17 protein-coding genes and 1 pseudogene are annotated in these 20,218 nt (G+C 62.7%); 10 read left to right on the forward strand and 8 right to left on the reverse strand.

The features are described 5' to 3' along the window. Positions 1-158 precede the first annotated feature (158 nt). The 3 genes from dnaG to NKI73_RS19180 all read right to left on the reverse strand — a co-directional run bounded on the left by dnaG (position 159) and on the right by NKI73_RS19180 (position 3,355). Entirely contained in the window at positions 159-2,120 is a 1,962-nt protein-coding gene (dnaG, locus tag NKI73_RS19170; RefSeq protein WP_352632357.1) for a DNA primase, read from the reverse strand. 111 nt (positions 2,121-2,231) lie between these two features. Further along, positions 2,232-2,900, reverse strand: a complete 669-nt coding sequence (locus tag NKI73_RS19175; RefSeq protein WP_352632359.1) for a helix-turn-helix domain-containing protein — start codon at positions 2,898-2,900, stop codon at positions 2,232-2,234. Between the two features lie 86 nt (positions 2,901-2,986). Beyond that, on the reverse strand, positions 2,987-3,355 hold the full coding sequence (locus tag NKI73_RS19180) for an RcnB family protein (protein WP_352632360.1): 369 nt from the start codon (positions 3,353-3,355) through the stop codon (positions 2,987-2,989). 184 nt (positions 3,356-3,539) lie between these two features. On the opposite strand from NKI73_RS19180, the gene NKI73_RS19185 reads away from it, so the two are divergent. The 3 genes from NKI73_RS19185 to NKI73_RS19195 all read left to right on the forward strand — a co-directional run bounded on the left by NKI73_RS19185 (position 3,540) and on the right by NKI73_RS19195 (position 6,900). After that, positions 3,540-3,749 (forward strand): hypothetical protein, encoded by a 210-nt coding sequence (locus NKI73_RS19185; protein WP_352632362.1) that lies wholly within the window; start codon positions 3,540-3,542, stop codon positions 3,747-3,749. Further along, positions 3,746-5,410: a Na/Pi cotransporter family protein gene (locus tag NKI73_RS19190; protein ID WP_352632364.1), complete on the forward strand. Its 1,665-nt coding sequence runs from the start codon at positions 3,746-3,748 to the stop codon at positions 5,408-5,410. The genes NKI73_RS19185 and NKI73_RS19190 overlap by 4 nt, the downstream gene beginning before the upstream one ends. Before the next feature lie 305 nt (positions 5,411-5,715). After that, positions 5,716-6,900 carry an MFS transporter gene (locus NKI73_RS19195; RefSeq protein WP_352632366.1) on the forward strand — a complete coding sequence of 395 codons (1,185 nt, stop codon included), beginning with the start codon at positions 5,716-5,718 and terminating at the stop codon, positions 6,898-6,900. A 16-nt stretch (positions 6,901-6,916) separates the two neighbouring features. Here NKI73_RS19195 and NKI73_RS19200 read toward each other — a convergent pair whose 3' ends face one another. After that, entirely contained in the window at positions 6,917-9,136 is a 2,220-nt protein-coding gene (locus tag NKI73_RS19200; protein WP_352632422.1) for a heavy metal translocating P-type ATPase, read from the reverse strand. A 107-nt stretch (positions 9,137-9,243) separates the two neighbouring features. On the opposite strand from NKI73_RS19200, the gene NKI73_RS19205 reads away from it, so the two are divergent. Continuing rightward, a complete protein-coding gene (locus NKI73_RS19205; RefSeq protein ID WP_352632368.1) occupies positions 9,244-9,660 on the forward strand; it encodes a MerR family transcriptional regulator in 417 nt (138 codons plus the stop codon). A gap of 190 nt (positions 9,661-9,850) precedes the next feature. Here the strand turns inward: NKI73_RS19205 and NKI73_RS19210 are convergent, their stop codons facing one another. Both NKI73_RS19210 and katG read right to left on the reverse strand, forming a co-directional pair. Continuing rightward, entirely contained in the window at positions 9,851-10,408 is a 558-nt protein-coding gene (locus tag NKI73_RS19210) for a GNAT family N-acetyltransferase (RefSeq protein WP_352632370.1), read from the reverse strand. Positions 10,409-10,691: 283 nt separating this feature from the next. Then, complete coding sequence (gene katG, locus NKI73_RS19215; RefSeq protein ID WP_352632372.1) at positions 10,692-12,899, reverse strand: catalase/peroxidase HPI; 2,208 nt, start codon at positions 12,897-12,899, stop codon at positions 10,692-10,694. 260 nt (positions 12,900-13,159) lie between these two features. On the opposite strand from katG, the gene NKI73_RS19220 reads away from it, so the two are divergent. Next, entirely contained in the window at positions 13,160-14,107 is a 948-nt protein-coding gene (locus NKI73_RS19220) for a hydrogen peroxide-inducible genes activator (RefSeq protein WP_352632373.1), read from the forward strand. A 22-nt stretch (positions 14,108-14,129) separates the two neighbouring features. Here NKI73_RS19220 and NKI73_RS19225 read toward each other — a convergent pair whose 3' ends face one another. Next, on the reverse strand, positions 14,130-14,861 hold the full coding sequence (locus tag NKI73_RS19225; RefSeq protein WP_352632375.1) for a DNA helicase: 732 nt from the start codon (positions 14,859-14,861) through the stop codon (positions 14,130-14,132). Positions 14,862-15,497: 636 nt separating this feature from the next. Between NKI73_RS19225 and NKI73_RS19230 the strand changes: the two genes are divergently transcribed. Beyond that, positions 15,498-16,475, forward strand: coding sequence for a hypothetical protein (locus NKI73_RS19230; RefSeq protein WP_352632377.1), 978 nt, complete (start codon positions 15,498-15,500; stop codon positions 16,473-16,475). A gap of 57 nt (positions 16,476-16,532) precedes the next feature. Here NKI73_RS19230 and NKI73_RS19235 read toward each other — a convergent pair. Beyond that, a pseudogene (locus NKI73_RS19235) lies at positions 16,533-16,649 on the reverse strand (alpha/beta fold hydrolase); the annotation flags it as partial. Positions 16,650-16,875: 226 nt separating this feature from the next. Here NKI73_RS19235 and NKI73_RS19240 point away from each other — a divergent pair. From NKI73_RS19240 to NKI73_RS19255, 4 genes are all read left to right on the forward strand, one after another. Next, a complete protein-coding gene (locus NKI73_RS19240; protein ID WP_352632379.1) occupies positions 16,876-17,310 on the forward strand; it encodes a CBS domain-containing protein in 435 nt (144 codons plus the stop codon). Positions 17,311-17,375: 65 nt separating this feature from the next. Continuing rightward, complete coding sequence (locus NKI73_RS19245) at positions 17,376-18,335, forward strand: hypothetical protein (RefSeq protein ID WP_352632381.1); 960 nt, start codon at positions 17,376-17,378, stop codon at positions 18,333-18,335. Positions 18,336-18,537: 202 nt separating this feature from the next. Next, positions 18,538-18,894 (forward strand): SPW repeat protein, encoded by a 357-nt coding sequence (locus NKI73_RS19250; RefSeq protein ID WP_352632382.1) that lies wholly within the window; start codon positions 18,538-18,540, stop codon positions 18,892-18,894. 154 nt (positions 18,895-19,048) lie between these two features. Beyond that, on the forward strand, positions 19,049-19,966 hold the full coding sequence (locus tag NKI73_RS19255; RefSeq protein WP_352632384.1) for an NADP-dependent oxidoreductase: 918 nt from the start codon (positions 19,049-19,051) through the stop codon (positions 19,964-19,966). The last annotated feature ends 252 nt before the right edge of the window (positions 19,967-20,218 follow it).

Genomic DNA, 20,218 nt, shown 5'->3' on the forward strand with positions numbered 1-20,218 from the left:
TTCGGGTTAACGTTTCGAATCGTCCTGATTCCGTCATTCTGCCAGAAGGTCAAGCGCCTCTCGCATGATTCGCCTTAAAAAAGCGAATCAATTACCCGACTTAGCCCGTCACGCGCCATTTGGACGCGCAACAACGCTTTCAATTCACTCGCTTCAAACTAAGCCCGCCCGGCCCTGCCCGAAGACACGCCGAATCCTTCGATCAGCGCTTCCGTTGCCTGTACATCCTGAAATTGCGCCTGAATTTCGATCAGGTGCCGGTAGTTTTCGTCTGTGGGGTCGGTGGCGAGCGCCGCTTCCGCCTGTTTCAGCTCCTTATGTAAGGTGCGCGCGCTGCGCTGCAAGTGCAGTGCCTGGCTGAAAGCGTCGCGGGCATCGTCAAGGGCAGCGGTCTCCAGCGCCGGCCATTGCCGCATTCGCCGGATCAGGCCGACGGCCCGCTCCCAGATCTCGGCACAGCCGGCGCGTTCGATCGTGGCGATAACGGCCTGACGATCATTAGCCATGTCATGCGCCATCGCATCGAGGATCGCCGCATGCAGCCGTCTCAGATCGGAGTTGGCGAGATCGAGAAACTCTATATGAGCGAAATTCTCGTCGATCAGCGCCGGATGGTTGACCAGTGCGACGATGATCGTCGCCTCGCGCACCGACATCCCCTCGCTGCCGCGTTTGACCAGCGCCGACTGGCCGAGGCTTTCAGTGATCGCGATGCGGCCGCCACCGCTTTTGGCGAACTGCCCACCGGGCGCGGCGGCCTTGCCCTGGCCGCGCTCGCCTGGCCGGCCGCCATTTTGACGCCCTTGGCGCGCATTGCGCTGCGAGCCGAAGAAGCTCAGCACGCGCTCGCGCATCTCCTGCTGATAATGGTAGCGCAGGCTTTCGTCGCGGATGCGACTGGTCAGCTCGCGCAGCGTCTTCTCGAGTTCGGCCCGCCGCTCCGGCGTGTCGAAGACACCGCCCGCCGTCTCACGCATCCACAACAGGTCGACCAGCGGCCGCGCATCGGCCAGCACGGCGCGGAAAGCGTCCGGCCCCTCGGCCTTGACGAGGTCATCGGGATCCTTGCCTTCCGGCAGCAGCGCGAAGCGCGCCGAGCGCCCGGCCTGTACCGAGGGCAGCGCCATGTCGGCGGCGCGCCAGGCCGCCTTCAGCCCGGCCTTGTCGCCATCGAAACACAACATCGGCTCCGGCGCCATGCGCCAGAGCAGCTCGAGCTGGTTCTCGGTGAGCGCGGTGCCGAGCGGCGCCACGACATTCTCGAAGCCGGCCTGCGCAAGCGCGATGACGTCCATGTAGCCTTCGACGGCGATGACCGTGCCGCCCTTGGCCAATGCCCCTTTTCCCATCGCTTGGCGGGCGCGGGCGAAATTGTAGAGCACATTGCCCTTGTGGAAGAGTTCGGTATCGGGCGAGTTCATGTATTTGGCCAGCGCATCCGCCTGCAGCGCGCGGCCGCCAAAGGCAATGATCTTGCCTCTGGAATCCGGTATCGGGAACATGATGCGGTCGCGGAACCAGTCATAGGAAACCGGGATGTCGTCGCCGTGGCGCACCAGCCCGCAGGCCTCGATATCGGCTTTCGGGATGCCTTTAGCGGCAAGATGCTCCTTAAGCGCATTGCGGCTGTCAGGTGCAAAGCCGAGCCGGAACGACTGCTGCGTCGCCGGTGTCAGCCCGCGATCGCGCAGATAGGCGCGGGCTTTGGCGCCTTCCGGCCCTTGTAACCGTTCCTGGAAGAAAGCGGTCGCCATCTCCATGACGTCGGTCAGGCTGGCGCGTTCCTTTTCGCGCCGCTCCTCCTGGGCGTCGCGAACCGGCATCGGCACGCCAGCCATGTCGGCGATCTTTTCGACCGCTTCGGGGAAGCTCATCCCGTCGAGTTCGGTGAGGAACTTGAAATGATCGCCCGAGACCGAGCAGCCGAAACAGTGGTAGCGGCCCTTCTTGTCCTCGCAGTGGAAGGACGGGCTCTTCTCGCCATGGAATGGGCAGCAGGCCCAATAATCGCCGCGCGGCGCATTGGTCTTCTTCCTGTCCCACGCGACGCGCAGGCCGATAACCTGGGAAATCGGCACGCGGTCGCGTATCTCGTCGAGGAAGGCGGGCGGAAAGCGCATCAGGGAACTCGTTTCCCATCATATAATCATGCCCGCGAAATCCGACGACCCCTAATGCGGACCATACCCGGTTTCCACAGGGTAAAAGCGGCCTTGCCGATATTCTGTCGATCAGTCGCCTGCGTCGACCAGACTCTCAACCGGCAGTTCGAGCGCGCGAGCCAGCCGCAGCCAAAGCGCGACATCCCCTCCACGCTTTCCGTTCTCGATTTCAGAAAGATAGTTCTGCGTCACTCCGACGGACGCGGAAAGCACAGCCTGGGTAAGCTTGCGATACCGGCGCCAGAAAGCAAGCGGAGAGACCGCCGCGACAAGAGCCCGCGCCTCGTCCGGAGTAAGTCCTGGAATCTGGCCTGCGCGAAAGCTGCCCAGCGCCTGTGCGTGGTCCAGCGATTCCCGCAATGCATCCAGTTCGCTGCGTGGCAGGATGGCCAGTTCCTCGCCACCTGGCGTCGTGACATAGGCAACATTGTTCACCTTGGCATTCCAATCATAAACCGACCCGCGCGGTCCGATCTTGGTGACGATGATCTCCTGATCCGTTTCCTCGAACACCACGCGATAGTCACCCACCCTCAAACGCAGAGCGGTCGAGCCTTGCAAGGCCTTGACCATGTTTGCAAGGCTGCTCGGGTCATTGGCGTATGCTTCTATCTTCGACAGGATTCTCTCGGCATCCGCCCGATGCCTCCGCAGCGCCTTGGCAGCCAGAGGGAGAAGAATGACCCGCTTCACCTCGAAAATATCGCATATCGTGATATTTTCGGCAAGCAGTTTCAAACTTCACATTTGCGACGAGTTGCTCGCGGACGCAGAAAGGCGGCCGTTGCGGGCCGCCTCCCTTTCAATGCCCGGCAAGGTGCCGGTTACTGCGCGGCAAGCGCGCCGAAGATGACACCGGAGACAATACCGACCAGCACATAGTCGTTGCCGACGCGGATCCACTCCTGGCCGCGGCCGGGACGATGCAGGCCATAGCGGCCATAATCGCGGATCGGTTGGTCACGCTTCCAGCTGGAATATTTCTGGCCATTGCGCCAATGGCTGCGCTTCACGACGACCTTCTTCTTGAAGACGCGCTTCTTCACATCGGTATGGTGGCCGGGCTTCTGCCAGTCGACCTGGCTATAGTTCGACTGCGGCGCGACCGGTGCATTCAGCGGCGCGGCCTGGCCGGTGAGCGACGTGGCGGCCAGCATCGAGAAAGCGAGGGCGGAAAGGACAATGCGTTTCATGGAAGTCTCCTTGGTTGTCGATGCCCAAGGGAATAGCCGCGCACCGATGAACCGAAACTGAACGTCAGCATTACAATTATGTAATGAATTCCTTCATTTAATTGAGGGAATTGAACATCCTCGCAAAGGTAGGAGCCAAGCGCGCGGCAATCCGCGCCATCCGCCGTGCCACGGCAGCCCGGCAATGCAACCATTTGCGCCTCAATCCATTTTCCGACACTGCCTGTCGCGCGGCAACGGCCCCTTGAAATCGACAAGATTTTATTATCCGGCTAAAATATTCGAGTTATTATCGACCATCGCCATGAACATGATTCGTAACCCCGCTTTTCATCCCGCTCGCCACGCTGGCCGCGTCGCGCGGCCCGTTGGCATGCAGGCGAAAAAGAAATGAGCGGCTCCGTCGTCCTTCTGCATCTGGCCGGCGCCGTGGCGCTGATGCTGTTTGCCACCCGCATGGTGAAGACCGGCGTCGAGCGTGCCTATGGCGACGTGCTGCGCCATCGTCTGCGCTCCACCATGCGCAATCCGATCATGGCGGTGCTGGCCGGCACCGGCCTCGCCATCGCCCTGCAAAGCTCCACTGCGGTCACGCTGCTGGTCGGCTCCTTCGCCGGCTCCGGCATCGTCTCGGGCGCCGCGGGCCAGCTTGCCGTGCGCGGCGCCGAGATCGGCTCGGCGCTGGTGGTCAAGCTGCTGACCTTCGATCTCACCTTGCTGGTGCCGCTTTGCCTGATCACCGGCACGGTGATGTTCATGGCCACCGAGCGGCGCGACTGGCGCCAGTCCGGCCGCATCCTGATCGGCATCGGCCTTTTGATCCTGTCGCTGGAAATGATCGGCCAGGCATCGGAGCCGCTGCGCAACAGCCAGCTCATGCCGGTCATCATCAACTACTTCTCCACAGATTCCATCACCGCCTATCTGCTGGCGGCGCTGATCACCTGGCTGTTCCAGTCGAGCATCGCGGCGGTTCTGTTGATGGCGACGCTGGCCGGCCGTGGCCTGATCACGCCCGAACTCGGCGTCGTCCTCATCCTCGGCGTCAATCTCGGCTCCTCGATCATTGCGCCGATGCTGACCCGCTCGTCGAGCCCCGAAGTGCGCGTCGTGCCGGTCGGCAACCTCCTGATGCGCGGGCTCGGCTCGCTGGTCATGCTGATCCTGATCATGATCTTCAGGCCGCACTTCGCCTTTCTCGGTTCGACGGCCGCGGACCAGATCGTCAACGCCCATATCCTGTTCAATGTGCTGATCCTGCTCGCCGGGCTGCCGCTGGCCGGGTTCGTCTATCGCGCTTCCGAAAAGATCGTCGCACTTGGCACCAAGCCCGTTCCGGCTGCCTCGCTCGACGTCGTCGAGCTGTCCGCCCTCAATGAAAGCGCGCTCGATGTCCCAAGCCAGGCGCTGGCCAATGCCACGCGCGAAGTGGTGCGGGTCTGCGAGACGGTCGAGATCATGCTCAAGCGCATCATCGAACTCTATGAAAGTGCCGACGCCGACAAGATCATGGCGCTGGCTGAACTCGACGACCGCGTCGACAGGAAGCATGCCGCGATCAAGCTCTATCTGGCCAAGCTTACCAGGAACCCGCTGACCGAGGACGAGGCGCTGCGCTGCCAGGAGCTGATCGGCGCCTGCGTCAAGCTCGAGCAGGTCGGCGACATCATCGTGCGCAACATGCTGGTGCATGTGAAGAAGAAGTTCGAGCGCGGACTGGAATTCACCGACGAGGGCTGGAGTGAGTTGTTCGCCTTCCACAGCTCGGTGCTCGCCAACGCGCGGCTTGCCTTCAACGTGCTGGTGTCGCGCGATCCCGAAACCGCCCGCCAGCTGGTGCTGGAAAAGGACCAGCTGCGCGACCGCGAGAAGGAAACCAGTGCCAGCCATTTCGAGCGTCTGCGCGACGGCACCGCCAAGAGCGTCGAGACCAGCTCGATCCATCTCGACACCATCCGCGACCTGAAGCAGATCAACTCCCTGCTGGCCTCGATGGCCTATCCGGTGCTCGAAGAGCGCGGCCTACTCACCGGGTCGCGGCTGAAGGCGAGCTGAGAAGCAGCCGATCTCCCCCTCGTGGGGGAGATGTCCGGCAGGACAGAGGGGGGGCGCCGTAGAACGCGGCCGATACCGCCTTTTGATTTTCTTGGTTTGTCACCCGGCTTCAGTCGAGCGGGAAGTTTGAAAGGCTGGCAGGACAGCGCCCCCCTCTGGCCTGCCGGCCATCTCCCCCACAAGGAGGGAGATTGGCGCTTCATCGCCGCGCCCCATTGAAGAAAACCTAAACCGGCGACAAACATTTCTGGATTGCTCGCAGGCCTTATCCGTGGTTTGAGGCCGTTCCAACCAAGGCCTTTCCCATGTCGCTTCCGCTCATCGCCCTGTTTATCGCCGCCTTTGCTTTCGGCACCACCGAATTCGTCATTGCCGGCGTGCTGCCGCAGGTGGCGGAAGGGCTGGGTGTTTCGGTTCCCTCGGCCGGTTATCTCGTTTCCGGCTATGCCTGCGGCATCGCAATCGGCGGTCCACTGCTGGCGCTCGCCACAAAGTCGCTGCCGCGCAAGACCTTGCTGCTCGGCCTCGCCATCGCCTTCACCATTGGCCAGGCGGCCTGCGCGCTGGCGCCCGACTTCAACTCGATGCTGCTCTTGCGCATTGCCGTCGCGGTCGCGCACGGCGCCTATTTCGGCGTCGCCATGGTCGTCGCCGTCGGTCTTGTGCGCGAGGACCAGCGCGGCATGGCGGTTGCCGTCATCCTGTCCGGCCTCACAGTCTCCAACGTCATCGGCGTGCCGGCGGGTACTGCGATCGGCAACATCTGGGGCTGGCGCGCCACCTTCTGGGTGATGTGCGCGCTCGGTGTGGCGGCAACCCTCGCCATGGCAGCGCTGTTGCCGCGCACCACCGGATCATCGGCCAGGCCCGCCGGTTTCGCCCGCGAGGTTCGCGTGCTGGCTCGCCAGCAGGTCTGGACCTCGCTGATCCTGATGTTGATGCTGATGATCGGCCAGTTCGGTCTGTTCACCTACATCACCCCGACATTGCTGGAGATCACCGGGCTCGACGAGAGCCTGGTGCCGTGGGTGCTGCTGCTCAACGGCGTCGGCGCCACGCTCGGCGTCTTCCTCGGCGGCAAGCTGTCCGACTGGAAGCTGATGCCGTCATTGATCACCATGCTGGGCTTGCAGGCGGTGACGCTGGCCGTCATCTATGCCGTCAGCCCCTATCCCCTGCCGATGGTTGTCGCCATCGTCGTCTGGGGTGGTCTCAACTTCGCCATCGGCACACCGATCCAGACCCGCATCCTGGCCTGGACGGCAGACGCCTCGAACCTCGCTTCGTCGCTCATTCCGTCCGGCTTCAATGTCGGCATCGCGCTAGCCGCATCGCTGGGGGCCGCCATGCTCAATGGCGGCTACGGCTACCGCAGCCTGCCGCTGCTCGGCGTCATCGCGATGCTGGTCGCCGTCGCGGTGGCACTCGCCTCTTATGCCTGGGAAGGGCGCAGCAATGCCACGCCGCCGCTGACGGCCCCAGCGGAGTAGAGCTCGAACAAAGCCCTCACCCGCGCCAGCGCAGCAGGCGCATGGCGTTGGCGGTGACCAGCACGGTGGCGCCGGTGTCGGCCAGGATTGCCGGCCAAAGGCCGGTGATGCCGGCAATGGTGGTGACCAGGAACACCGCCTTCAGCCCGAGCGCCACGGTGATGTTCTGGCCGATATTGGCCATCACCGCCCGCGACAGTTTTACCATGCGCACGACGTCCATGACCCGGCCATGCAGGATCGCCGCGTCCGCGGTCTCCAGCGCCACATCGGTGCCGCCACCCATGGCGATGCCGATATCGGCGGCGGCGAGCGCCGGCGCGTCGTTGATGCCATCGCCGACCTTGGCCACTTTCAGCCCCTCGCGCTGCAATTCACCGACGATGCGCTGCTTGTCCTGCGGCAGCAGCTCCGCCCGCGCCTCGATGCCGAGCGAAGCGGCAATGGCTTCGGCCGTGCGGCGGTTGTCGCCGGTTAGCATCACAGCCCGGATGCCCTCAGCTTTGAGCGCCGCGATCCCGGCCGCCGCATCCGGCCGCGGCTCGTCACGCATGGCGATCAGCCCGGCCACCACGCCGTCCGCCATCAGCACCGAGACGGTCTTGCCCTGGCCGTTGAAGCTGTCGACGGTCAGGCGCTGCGCTTCGGTCATATCAGCACGTTCTCCCGCCGCCTGGCCAGAGCCGAGAAAGACGGCGACGCCACCGACACTGCCCTCGACGCCCTTGCCGGAAATCGCCTTCGCCGCCAGCGCCGGCGGCACCGGCGCTTTGTCGGCCCTGGCCCTGTCCAGAACTGCCGTCGCCAGCGGATGGCTGGAACCCTGCTCGAGAGCTGCCGCCAGAGCCAGCACGGTGCGTTCATCGCAGCCATACGCCACGATGTCGGTCACCACGGGCCTGCCCGCCGTCAGCGTGCCGGTCTTGTCGAACGCGACCGCGGTGATCCGACGAAACCCTTCCAGCACCGCGCCGCCCTTCATCAGCAGGCCACGCCGCGCGCCGGTCGCAAGACCCGCGGCGATCGCCGCCGGCGTCGAGATTACCAACGCACAAGGGCAGCCGATCAAAAGAATCGCCAGGCCCTTGTAGATCCATTCGTTCCAGCCGCCGCCGCCGATAAGCGGCGGCAGCAGCGCCACCAGCGCTCCGACCGCCAGCACGGCCGGAGTGTAGGTGCGCGAGAAGCGATCGATGAAGCGCTCGGTCGGCGCCTTGGCCTCCTGCGCCTCCTCGACCAGCCGCACCACCCGGGCGATGGTGTTGTCCGATGTGGCCGCCGTCACCCGTATCTTGAGCACGCCGTCGGTGCTGATCGTGCCGGCGAAGACGGTTTCGGCAACACCCTTGCGCTTCGGCGTGCTCTCGCCGGTCACCGGCGCCTCGTCGATATCGCTCGCCCCCTCGACGATCTCGCCATCGGCAGGGATGCGGTCGCCCGGCCGCACCACGATGACGTCGCTGACCGCAAGATCTTCAGCGGGAACCTCCGATGTACCGCCTGCACGCTCGACCCGTGCTGTCTTCGGCACCAGATCGGCAAGTCCCTGTATGCTCGCCCGTGCGCGGCCGGCGGCGACACCTTCCAGAAGTTCGCCGATCAGGAACAGCATCAGCACGGCGGCGGCTTCTTCCGTGGCGCCAATCATCACGGCGCCGATCGCCGCGATGGTCATCAGCATCTCGATCGAGAACGGCGTGCCGGCCAGTGCCGCCATCAGCGCGCGCCGCGCGATCGGCACCAGGCCGACGAGCAAAGCGGCCAGGAACACCCAGCGCTCGGCCGCCGGAAACAGATAGCCGATGCAATAGGCAGCAAGAAGCGCTGCCGCATAAGCCAGCGTCAGCACTGCCCGGTGGGAACGCCACCACGCCTGCCCCGGCTCGCCACCCATGTGGAGACGGGTTGAAGCGATGGCCTGCTTGCTGGCCGGCTCGCCACGATCGTGGCCTTCGTGGCCATGACCAGCATGGTCATACGCTTTGACTGCTGAAGCGTGCCCATCGATCCTAGCTTCGGCCTTTATGATGCCATACCCAAGCCGCGCAACCTGCCGCAGCACCTTGTCTTCCGGCAGTGCGCCACCGTGACTGACCGTCATGCTGGCGCCGGTCACTGAAACCGAGACATCCGCGACGCCGTCGAGACGGCGAACCGCCGTGTCGATCTTGGCCGCGCAGGAGGCGCAATCCATGCCGCCGATCCTGAACCGCGTCTGCTTGAGGGGAGCCGTCATCATATCACCTGTCTGTCTTGCCCGCGCGGCGTCGCCGCATTGGTCTTGAATGCTGATGTGAGGCACTGTAATTGCTCTAGTCACTAGAGCTTCAAGAGGCAAAATTCATGTTTTCGATCGGTGATCTCTCCCGCCGCACCGGGGTCAAGGTGCCGACAATCCGCTACTACGAGCAGATGGGCCTGGTCGCGGCACCCGAGCGTTCGGAAGGCAACCAGCGCCGCTATTCCAGGCAGGAGCTGGAGCGGCTGGCCTTCATCCGCCACGCCCGCGACCTCGGCTTCGCCGTCGAGGATATCCGCTCGCTGATCGAATTGAGCGACCACCCCGAGCAGCCCTGCGGCCACGCCGACAAGATCGCCCAGGAACAACTGATCTCGGTGCGGGACAAGATCGTCCAGTTGAAGCGGCTGGAGGCCGAACTCGAACGCATCGCCACCTGCTGCAATGGCAAGACGGTCGGCGACTGCTACGTTATCCGCGCGCTATCCGACCACGCGCTGTGCACTGACGAGCATGGGTGAGAGGCTGGTGCTGGCAGCGATCTAGGAGCTGTGAGGACACAAAGCAGACCTCGCACCGCCGCTGCAAGGCTCAGGTTCCTCGCCCCACGAAAGTGGGGAGAGGTGGCCGCGAAGCGGTCGGAGAGGGGCCTGCGCCAGCGGATATAAGGGGATTTCCCCCAGCCTGCCTCGGATAAGATTGCGCCCACTCCTACAACTCGATCCGAAACCGCAAACTCTCCGCCCCGCCATAGGCGGCGTCCTCGAAGAAGCGCTCGACGAGCTTGCCACCGTTGGCCAGGATCACCTTGTGCGATGCCGGATTGCCCGGTTTGGCGGTGATCTCGACATAGGGCAGGCCGACCGCCCTCGTCTCGTCCAGCATCAGCCGCAGCGCCTCGGTGGCGTAGCCGCGCCGCCGCTTCCACGGCACCACCGCATAGCCGATATGGCCGAGCACATGCGGCGGCAGTTCCGCCGTTCCTGGTTGCCAGCGGAAGCCGATCGAGCCCGACGCCTCGCCGTCCCAGATCCAACGGCGGAAGCCGGGCAGGCGCGGCACTTGCTTGCCGTCGGGCAAGGTGACCGGGCCGCCTTTGGCTTGGGGATCGTCGAGGTCGGCGAGAAAGGCCACCGGATCTTTTTCGATCGCCGCAAGCTGCTCGCGCGTCGCTTCCAGCAATCGCACATTGTCCGGCGACCAACCGCGCTCGAGCGCCGCCTTGTAGGACGGCAAATGTTCAAGCGCGGGTTTGACGATTTCGACCATGGTGCACCGGCGGAGACGCTACACCGATAAGATAGCAGCATTGCCCGGCAAGGCACGATCCACCAAAGCGCAGCCTCTTACGACAAGGGCCGCGTTCCCATCGCTGGAAACGCGGTCCTGATCCAAGTCCTTGGGAGGACGGCAATCCGGCATGGTCGCGCCGGATCGCCACTAGAGCATTTTGCAGCCAAGCGGAATCGCTTGGCGTCGCAGAAATGCGGCTAAAACAAACAGTTAGAGCGGGATGCCAGGTTCAATTCAAATGCATCCCGCTCTAGCGATCTCAGGCGATGTCGAAGCGGTCGGCGTTCATCACCTTGGTCCATGCCGCCACGAAATCCCTGGCGAATTTCTGCCCGGCGTCCGAGGAGCCATAGACCTCGGCGAGTGCTCGCAATTGTGCGTGCGAACCGAAGATCAGATCTGCGCGCGTGCCGGTCCACTTGACCGCCTTGGTCTTACGGTCGCGCGCCTCGTACACCTCTTCCGAACCCGGAACAGAGCCGGCGGCAGGATCCCAGACCGTGTTCATGCTGAGCAGGTTGACGAAGAAGTCATTGGTCAGCGTCCCCGGCCGGTCGGTGAACACGCCATGTTTCGACTTGGCCGTGTTGGCGCCAAGCACCCGCAAGCCGCCGACCAGCACCGTCATCTCCGGCGCCGTCAGCGACAGCAATTGCGCCCGGTCGACCAGCATGGCTTCGACCGACATTGGCTGCCTGCCCCTGACATAGTTGCGGAAGCCGTCGACTTTCGGCTCGAGCGGCGCGAAGGAATGAACATCCGTCTGTTCCTGAGAGGCGTCCATGCGGCCTGGCGTGAATGGCACCTTCACCTCATGGCCACCGTCCTTCGCGGCTTTTTCGACCGCGACGACGCCGCCGAGCACGATGAGATCTGCAAGCGAGACCTTCTTGCCGCCGGTCTGTGCCGCGTTGAACTCGTTCTGGATGCCTTCCAGCTTCGCCAGCACCTTCGACAGTTCAGCCGGCTGGTTGACCTCCCAGTCCTTCTGCGGCGCGAGCCGGATGCGGGCACCGTTGGCGCCGCCCCGCTTGTCGGAATTGCGGAACGTCGAGGCCGACGCCCAGGCGGTCGAGACCAGCTCGGAGACCGACAGGCCCGATGCCAGGATCTTCGACTTCAACGACGCAATGTCCTGCTCGCTGACCAATTCGTGGTCGACCGCCGGGATCGGATCTTGCCAGATCAGTTCTTCCTTCGGCACGAGCGGGCCGAGATAGCGAACGACCGGGCCCATGTCGCGGTGGGTCAGCTTGTACCAGGCACGGGCAAATGCCTCGGCGAACTGGTCCGGATGTTCGTGGAAACGCCGCGATATCTTTTCGTAGGCCGGATCGACCCTCAGCGCGAGATCGGTGGTCAGCATGGACGGCGCGCGGCGCTTTGACGGGTCGTGGGCATCCGGTACGGTGCCAGCGCCAGCGCCGCCCTTCGGCGTCCATTGATGGGCGCCCGCTGGGCTCTTCGTCAGCTCCCATTCGTAGTTGAACAGATTGTCGAAGAAGTTGTTGCTCCACTTCGTCGGCGTCGTGGTCCAGGTCACCTCGAGGCCCGAGGTGATCGCGTCGCCTGCGATGCCGGTGGCATGCTTGCTCGACCAGCCGAGGCCCTGCGCCTCGATGCCGGCGCCTTCCGGCTCGGCGCCTACAAGCGCGGCATCGCCGGCGCCGTGCGTCTTGCCGAAGGTGTGACCGCCGGCGATCAGCGCCACGGTCTCCTCGTCGTTCATCGCCATGCGGCCGAAGGTTTCACGGATGTCGCGTGCCGAAGCCAGCGGATCCGGCTTGCCGTTCGGCCCTTCCGGATTGACGTAGATCAGACCCATCTGCACGGCGCCGAGATGGCCTTGGAGTTCACGATCGCCGGAGTAGCGATTGTCGTCGAGCCACTTGGTTTCCGAACCCCAATCCACGTCCTGCTCGGGCTCCCAGACGTCGGCGCGGCCGCCGGCGAAGCCGAAGGTCTTGAAGCCCATCGATTCCAGCGCGACGTTGCCGGTGAGGATCAGCAGGTCGGCCCAGGAGATCTTCCTGCCATATTTCTGCTTGACCGGCCACAGCAGCCGGCGCGCCTTGTCGAGATTGGCATTGTCCGGCCAGCTGTTTAGCGGAGCGAAACGCTGCTGGCCGGCGCCGGCGCCGCCACGGCCGTCGCCGATGCGATACGTGCCGGCACTGTGCCAGGCCATGCGGATGAACAGCGGTCCGTAATGGCCGAAATCGGCCGGCCACCAATCCTGCGAATCCGTCATCACATGTTGCAGATCCTTGATCACCGCATCGAGATCGAGCGACTTGAATTCCCTGGCATAGTCGAACGCCTCGCCCATCGGGTCGGAGAGGTTCGATTGCTGATGCAGAACGCCGAGGTCAAGTTGGTTTGGCCACCAGTCACGGTTGCTCCTGCTGGAGGCCCCATGCGCAACCGGGCATTTGCCCTTGCTGTTGTCGTCTGTGTTGGCGTCCATGTCTTTCTCCGATCGTGGCTGTGTTGAGCTGTTTTCAACTGCTGCGTGAATAGGGACACTGGATGTCCCTGGAGGCGGTCCGTTTCATGGCAGGCGCGATAACCCCATGCCCGATACGCGACCGAATATGTTGGATGTCCTATCGCTGCACGCGCGCCCCGAACGAGGCGGGCTGCTCCTCATCTTCCTTGCAACTCCTATAGCAGAGCCACGTGATTAATTTAAGTTGGATTTCCTGATTACAGCGATAAGATGACATTATGACAAACCTGACGCTGAAGCAGCTACGTTATTTCGAAGCGCTGGCCAGACACAACCATTTCGGACGTGCTGCGGATGCGTGCGCGATCTCCCAGCCCGCCATCTCGGTGCAGATCAAGGAATTGGAGGAAACGCTTGGCACGGAGCTTTTCGAAAGAGGTCCGCGACAGGTCCGGCTGACCAATTTCGGCGAGGAGTTTGCCATGCGCGTCCGCGACATCCTGCGCTCGGTGGATGAGCTGCCGGATCTGGCCCGCGCCTCGCGCGACCGGCTGGTGGGGCGGCTGCGCATCGGCGTGATCCCGACGATTGCGCCCTACCTTCTGCCTGCAATCATCGGCAACCTCGCCCGCATGCATGACGGCCTCGATATCCACGTGCGCGAGACGCAGACGCAGAAACTGATCCAGGAACTGGCCGACGGCCGGCTCGACGCGGCCATCGTCGCGCTGCCGGTGTCGGAACCGTCACTGACCGAAATCGTGCTGTTTGCCGAGAACTTCGTGCTGGTCCGGCCGGGCGAGGACGCGGGAAAGCCGGTGCCCAATCGCGAAATGCTGCGCGAGATGCGGCTGCTCCTGCTGGAGGAAGGCCATTGTTTCCGCGACCAGGCGCTGTCGTTTTGCAACATGCATTCGGCACGCCCAAGGGAGTTGCTGGACGGCAGCTCGCTGTCGACCCTGGTGCAGATGGTCGGCGCCGGCGTCGGCGTCACCTTGATCCCGGAAATGGCCGTGCCGGTGGAGACACGCTCGGCGTCGGTCTCCATCGCCCACTTCGCCAGCCCGCAGCCGTCGCGAACCATCGGCATGATCTGGCGCAAGACAAGCCCGATCGCCAAACAGCTGCTGCGTATCTCCGAAGTGGTTCGCCAAGCGGCCGATGTGCTGCGCGCGCAGCACAATCCGGCATCGGTCGAGTTGAACCTGGCGGCAGCCGCCCAATGAAGGCTGCTCAAGTGACCGGATCTCAGCTTGCCACCTGGAACCGGATTTCACCCTTGTTCAGAAAACAGGTCTTGTCGAACAGCGACAGATCCAGCGGATTCGGCAACCGCACGTCGCTGATATCGGGAACCGGCTTCTTCGCCGGATCGTATGACCGGTCGATCTGCGAGATGAAGACGAGGATCAACCCCCTGTCGCGGGCAAAGGCCTTCAGCGTGCGGACTTGCGCCATCAGGTCCGGGTTTTCCCGCTTCTGATCGAGCAGTTGCAGATAGTCTATGACCACCAGCGTACCGCGCGCCGCCGCCGCCAGCGTTCTGACGATGTAGTTGGCGCTGATGGCATCGGAATTGTCGAACACGAACTGGTCGTTGAACCGCGCCGGATCCGCCCCGATGGCGCGAAACCGGTCGAGCACATCTCGTTGCGTATACTCCAGCGTGAAGAACACGCCGCGATGGCCTGATTTCATGGCTTCGATCGCGAGTTCGAGGCTCATCAGCGTCTTGCCGTGGCCTGGTCGTGCGCCGACCAGGACCAGGTCGCCGGGCGAAAGTTGCGCAAACAGTATACCGGCAGGTGCCACCTCGGCTGCCTCGGCTGCCTTGGCTGCCTTGGCTGCAAGCAGGCTCCAACTGGTGAAACCTTCCCGTGCCGCAACACGATCGAGCGCTTCGTGGAGCGCAATCTTGCCCTCGCGGGACAACAGCCTGGCTTGACGCTTCAAATGGTAGACGGGTGCGGACAGCTTCATGACAAACCTCCTGGTGCGAGCCGTTTCGCAACCCCTCCTTATGCCTGGCGCTCGAACAGTCGGTTCGGTGATCGGAAAGCCCTGCATGAATGATGCTTTCCCGTCGGAGGGAGGAGGCATGGGCGCGCCAGAATCAGATGATAGCTCAATCCGTGCGGGTCGAAAATCGCATATGCCTGGCATGGTGAAAAGCACATTGGCGATGGATCAGTGCGCTCCATAACTATCGACAGATGTCCACCATTTGCTAGGGTACCCGACTTGGCGTGGAGGCCGGTATGTATCTATTTGTTCTTTCGGCCCTTGCGGGCATTATTTTAGGCTCGGTCGGATTGGTTATGCTCATAAGGGGCCGAGGGGAGAAAACAGACCACGGCATTCTACGCTCATCTTATTGGTTTGCTGCGGCGGCGGCCGTCGTCTTCGTGGGCGCAGTTTCTTTTGTTGCGACATAAATTCGCGCTCTGTTGGCACGCCAAGTTCGGCGTCGGGTCGAAGCAGCCAGCCCCATAATATGCTGCCCTCCTAGTCGATGCGCTAAACAAGATGTGTTTCGCCGATTGATGCGGGACCATTTATGATCGATTCTCGGCGGCGCAAAGAATCGCAAGGCGCTCCGACAGGAGAATTGATCCGGTGCGGCTAAGATCTGTCTATCTGGGTGTCGTCGCCAGCCTTCTTGTCATGGTCATCGCAGCGGCGGCGTCGGTCCGATCATTTGCCGCACCTTCCGATGTTCCCGCCTGGCTGCAGGCCCATGTCGGCGACAGCGACGGTCAGATCTCGCGAGTGGTGCTGAAGCGAGCCCGCGCGCTTTACCTGAAAAAAGTGGCCCAAGGCGCCGTCAAGAACCGCTGCTACTTTGCCATGGACGCGACGCGCCCCAGCGATCTGGGCAATGGCAAGCCCGGACACCGCTATTATGTCATTTGCGAAAGCAGCCAGTCGTTTCGCGCGATTTCGTCGGGCCACGGCAGCGGCCGGAATTTGAAAGGCGTCGTCGATTTCGCCAACGGCAGACGCTGCGCGAAGAACTTCGGCAATGCGATGGATTCGTCCTTGACGGCCGGCGGCGCCTATATGACTAGCGAGGCGAAGACCTCGTTCAAGGGCTTCTACCGCACTGGCGCGAAACAGGATGCGGTTTTCCAGCGCACCTTCATACAGTTCGACGGCGAGGGCGAAGCCGCGAACGCCAGGCAGCGGGTGATCGGCGGCCACGCAGCCCAGGTGCTGCACGGCATGTGCCTGCGCAAAAATCCGAACAGCTCGCACGCCGACCATGACGGTTACGTGCCTTTCGGCAAGCTGGTGGACTATGCCGGCGGCCGCAGCAATGGCTGCACCAGTTGGTCGCCGTCAGACGCGCGGCAGATCATCACGATGGTCAAGGACAATCCGACGACGCTCTACATCTATCCTGAATCACGCGATGTCGCCGCGGTAGCAGCCGGCCGTTCGCAGGCGGGCGCCTATTGGAACGCATCCTGCCTGAAGGAAATCGGCGCTCCGAAATTCTGGCCGCGAAAGACCCTCGAGCCGATCATCGCTCAATACAGGAAGGATCACCCGGCGCGGCCGCCGCAGCCGGTGCCGATTTGCAAGGAGCCATGAGGTCCGCTTCCCCTAAATGCCTGCGGACTTCAAGCACGATCCATGTCGCGCTCCAGCTCAGCGCAGAAAGTCGAGCACGGCCTGCATGAACTCGGCAGGATACTCGACATTCGACAAGTGAACCGCGGGCAGGACGACAAGCTTCGCGCCGGGCACCGTCGCAGCGATCATATCCAGCATGAGGCGCCGGCATTGCGCCGTGCGCTCGAACCGCCGAAATCTGGCCGGTAGCAAGCGACCCGTCGCTACGGCATTAGCATGATGCTGAAAGCCTCGACGGATTCCTCGCTCTGTCCTGCGCCTTCATAGCGCTCGTGCAGACCGAAACCATGGAACGTTTTCCAAGGGCGCTCATTCAAGTATCAGGCGGCGCGGGGCCGTGGAACGAGAGGAGGTTACAATGAGGATTGCCGATTGTATGACGAGAGACGTTCAGATCGCCAGTCCGGAGCAAACCATACGCGATGCCGCCCGAACCATGGGCCGTCTCGACGCCGGCGTCATGCCGGTGGGCGAGAACGACCGGCTTGTCGGCATGATAACGGACCGAGATATCGCGATCCGCGGCATCGCCCAGGGCAAAGGACCCGACGCCAAAATTCGCGAGGTGATGAGCCCTGACGTCGAATATTGTTTCGATGACGAAGACGCCGATGATGTCCTTCGCAAAATGGGTGAGCTTCAAGTAAGGCGCCTGCCGGTGTTGAACCACGACAAGCGACTAATCGGCATTGTTTCGCTGGGCGACCTCGCCATGAATGGCGAATCGGCAGAAGCGGGTGAGGCATTGAGCGGCATCTCGCAGCATGGCGGACAGCATTCGCAGATGCATTGAGGTCAGCTTAACAAGTGCGGCGTCGCTGCCGACCAGATTGCGATAGCCGGCCCAGACAGAGGCGCATGTCGCTTGGTAGCAACCGCATGGTCTATCGTTCGGGTTTGGTGCCAATGTTGCGTGACGTCGACTATGTGCTGCGAAAACTCGATTGGATGCGGGCCGAAGGCATCTGGCCTAACGGCCTGCGTTATCTGTGGACCGATGCATTCGGGGTCGTGCTCTACATCTCACTCTATACGGAAACTGGCGAGGCCCGCTGGCTGGACGAGGCTGAGCGGCTTGTGGCCGATGTAGAGCGTGTGCTCGGCCGTCAGCGCGGACTGAGGATCGGGGAAGCGGCCGATCGTGACGGTCAGTATTTCCACTACCTGGCGATGTGGCTGTTTGCCTTGGCGCGTCTCGGCGATCTGAAGCCGCGATACCGCGCGCGCGGTATCGCGCTGGCGCGTGACATTCACCCGGCTTTTGTGATCCCCGGGCGCGGTGTGATCTGGAAGATGCAGGAGGACTTGAACAGTCCTTATCCCGGCTATGGCCTCGGCAGCATGGACGCCTACGATGGCTATGTCTCCTACCGGATGCTCGATGAAGACGAGCTGGCGCCCGAAATCGCGCAGATGCGTGACCTGATCGAGCGCGATTGGCAAACGCTCGATATCGAACAGGATCTCGGTCTCGGCATGATGCTGTGGCTCGCCCACTTCTTCCCCGCGGAGCCATGGGCCGAGGCCCAGACGAAACGATCGCTTAGAACCCTGGAAACGATGTGGGTCGACCCGCCAGGTTATTTCAGCCGCGCGCCGTGGCTGCGCGACACGAAGTTCGCTTTCACCAATTTCGGCGTGTCACTCGGGCTGCAGGCCAGCGACGTCTGGCCCGAGCGTGTCGGCACGTTGAACGCCTTCTTCGAGGACTGGCGCTCCGGTGACGAATATGATCGAGAGGCGATAACATGGGTGATGGCCTGCACCTCGCATCTTCCCGCTGCGTTTGTAGCTCGCGGACCGATCAAGAGTGGCTGAAATGCTCCCAGCCGAGGAAAAAATGCCCGGCAACATGCACAGCCGACGGTGCTCCAGATTTGTTGATTGGAACCAATGGCCTGCAACACAGTTAGAGAGCCAGCAAGTCCGGTTGTAGCCTTGCCGCCATGTGGACCGGCGGTTTCAAGGCCAGCCGACTAAGCTTCGGAAGCGTGGAAAGCACGCTTGATGGAGAAAAATCATGAACCAGTGGTCAAACGCCAAGCTTTGTGACGTGGCAAATCTAATCCTCGGAGCAGCTCTCTTCTTCTCTCCCTGGATATTCGCCTTCGCGGCAGGGACACAGTCCCAGAATGCCATGGGCAGCGGCATCGTGATTTTCTTGCTTTCGGTTGCCGCCCTCTCCGCCTTTGCTATTTGGGAGGAATGGTTGAACCTCGTTGTGGGTCTTTGGGTACTCGTGTCTCCCTGGGTCCTTGGATTCCAGGCAACCACGGCCATGAGCGTGCATGTGGTAATCGGCGTTCTGGTCGCGGTCCTTGCTGCGATCGAGCTGTGGATGATGTACCAGAACCCTCCAACGCAGTCTGCGGCCTAGCAGGACTGGCGTCGCTGCGGCGCCGATTGATCTAGCGGGTGTGGCCTGCACGAGCAAATGAACATGCAGGCGCCGCAGCGACGGGCCGCACAACCGCTAACGTCGACCCGTAGACAGCGTCGCCGACAGCCGAACGAGGAGGAGGTATGTCGACATGAAAGCAGTCCGCATCCATGCTTTTGGCGGACCGGAGGTTCTTTCGATCGATCAAGTCCCCTTTCCTCAGCCCCTTGACGACGAGGTTGTGCTCAGGGTCCGCGCGGCGAGCGTCAATCCGATCGACTACAAGACCCGCGAAGGTTCGACGAGCCAGCCCCTGCCGGTCACGCTCGGGCGTGACGTGTCCGGCACGGTGGAAATATGCGGCACGCGAGCGCATACGCTGAAGAAGGGCGACCCGCTATTTGCCATGCTTGGTCATGACCGCGGCGGCAATGCCGAATATGTCGTGGTCAAGGCGACGGAGGCGGCTGCGAAACCGGAGCGTCTAAGCCATATCGAAGCCGCAGCGGTGCCGCTTGCGGGCATCACTGCTTGGCAGGGCCTGTTCGATCATGGCGGCCTCAAATCCGGGCAAAGGGTTCTCATCCATGGCGGCGCCGGCGGCGTCGGTCATCTGGCGATCCAGTTGGCCAAGGCCGCGGGCGCGTTCGTCGCGACAACGGTTTCCGCCGAGGACATCGTTTTCGTCCGCGAGCTTGGCGCGGATCAGACGATCGACTACAAGGATCAGCGTTTCGAAGAGGTCGTCGATAAGGTCGATCTGGTGTTCGACCTTATCGCGGGCGACACGCAGGACCGCTCCTGGGATGTGCTCAAGCCAGGCGGGACGCTCGTTTCCACGCTTTCCCAACCTTCACAGGAAAAGGCAAACTTGCGTCGCGCGCGTGGCGTCTCCTATTTGGCCGAGCCGAATGCGGCACATCTCGCGGAGATCGGCCATCTCATCGACGCCGGCAAGGTCATCCCCTTCGTGCAAGCTATCTATCCTCTTGGAGAGGTCGCCAGGGCGGAGGAACGGCTGGAAAACGAGCATGTGCGCGGCAAGATCGTACTTGAGGTCTCAGCCTAACGACCTGATGGCAGCGATTGCGGATCTCTCCGACGGGATAGCGGTCGCCGCCATTCCGCGCATTTGGAAACAGCAGCTTCAGTTGTGTTCCGCGCTTGCCCAGCTGCGCGACCATTGGGCGCCAGTTGAGGAACGAATTCTGTCGGGCGGGTCCAGGCGCAATCGAGAGCGTTCCCGGATTCCGCCGACAAGCAGATCTCGACTGCCGGAGAAATTTTCTCAACGGATAGCGAAACGATTGCCCCCGAGCAT

Origin of the sequence: Mesorhizobium sp. M0496 (assembly GCF_040321205.1) — a bacterium.
In the GTDB taxonomy this organism is placed as follows: domain Bacteria; phylum Pseudomonadota; class Alphaproteobacteria; order Rhizobiales; family Rhizobiaceae; genus Mesorhizobium.